General features: G+C 62.9%; 1 protein-coding gene. It reads right to left on the reverse strand.

Going from position 1 to position 1228, the window contains the following annotated elements; translation table 11 throughout:
• Nucleotides 1-107: 107 nt before the first annotated feature.
• Entirely contained in the window at nt 108-1097 is a 990-nt protein-coding gene (locus GIW02_RS26985) for a GntR family transcriptional regulator (protein ID WP_236419390.1), read from the reverse strand.
• Nucleotides 1098-1228 lie beyond the last annotated feature (131 nt).

Raw genomic sequence — 1228 nt, forward strand, 5'->3', positions numbered from 1 at the left:
GTGTGGGAGCGGGCTTGCTCGCGAATGCGCTGGGTCAGCCAATACATCGCTGACTGATCCACCGCATTCGCGAGCAAGCCCGCTCCCACATTTTTCACCGCATGAGGTCAGCTGATTTTGTGCAGGTACGCCGGCAGCGGCTGTTCTGGCAGTACTGAGAGCACCTTCAACCGCTGCAACATGCGCTGGCTGGCCCGCTGCAAGTGTTCGCGCAGGTTCAGCGCGGCGGCATCATAGGCACCGTGTAGCAACAGCTCCAGAATCAGGCGATGTTCGGCGAGCATGGCAGGATCGGCGCCGATCCCCAGTAAACGGTGAAAAATCCGGCTGATGATCATCGGGCTCTGGCCCTGGCGGATCAGGGCGGCGATCTTGCGGTTCTGCAGGCCGGCCAGGCAGTGCTGGTGCAAGTCTTCTTCGATCTGTTCGATGGCCTCCAGGCTGCACTGGGGGGTGTCCTGGGCATCCAGCACCCGCTGCAACATGGCCTCGAGTTGCTCGCGGTCGAGGCCCGGTGCGCTCTGGCGCAGGGCTTCGGGTTCCAGGCAAGCACGCAGTTCGTAGTCTTCGGTGACCTCGCGTGCGGTCAAGGGGCCGGCCAGCCATTGCGAGTAGGGCTCTTTTTCCACCAGGCCACGGTCGCGCAGACGCATCAGCGCTTCGCGTACCACCGCGCGGCTGACACCGTAATGGTCGGCGGCGAGTTGTTCGTCCAGGCGGTAGTGGCCAAAGGCGATACAGGTGGACAGCGCCGCGCCGATTTCTTCGACGATCCGCTCGCCCAGCGGCCGGGTGTCCACCAATTCGTCGTCGCCGTTGAGGCCCAGGTGCGCATGGCTCAGGGGCAGGCGCAACGGCTCCATGGCCAGGCCTTGGGGGTTGATCAAATACCCGCGGCCATTGAAGCGGCAGATCAAGCCTTCTGCATGCAGCAGGTCCAGGGCCTTGCGCACCGGCACGCGGCTGGTGCCGAACAGTTCGGCCAGCGGCGCTTCCAGCAGGACCAGCCCGTGACGGGCGGTGCCGTTGACGATCGCGTCGCGCAACACTTGGTGAATCATCGCGTAACGGGAGGCCGAGGCGGACACTGCTTTCATTGCATTCTCTGAATGGGCATACAGGACGGTAGCCGGGGATTCTCTCATAGATGCACCTGTCACTCTGCGCTACGTCGGCAGCCATTTTTTGGGGCCTGAGGTGTGCGAATGTTACTTTTCTGCACCAAAAT

The sequence above is a fragment of the Pseudomonas syringae genome (assembly GCF_021606685.1).
Classification (GTDB): Bacteria; Pseudomonadota; Gammaproteobacteria; order Pseudomonadales; family Pseudomonadaceae; genus Aquipseudomonas; species Aquipseudomonas syringae_R.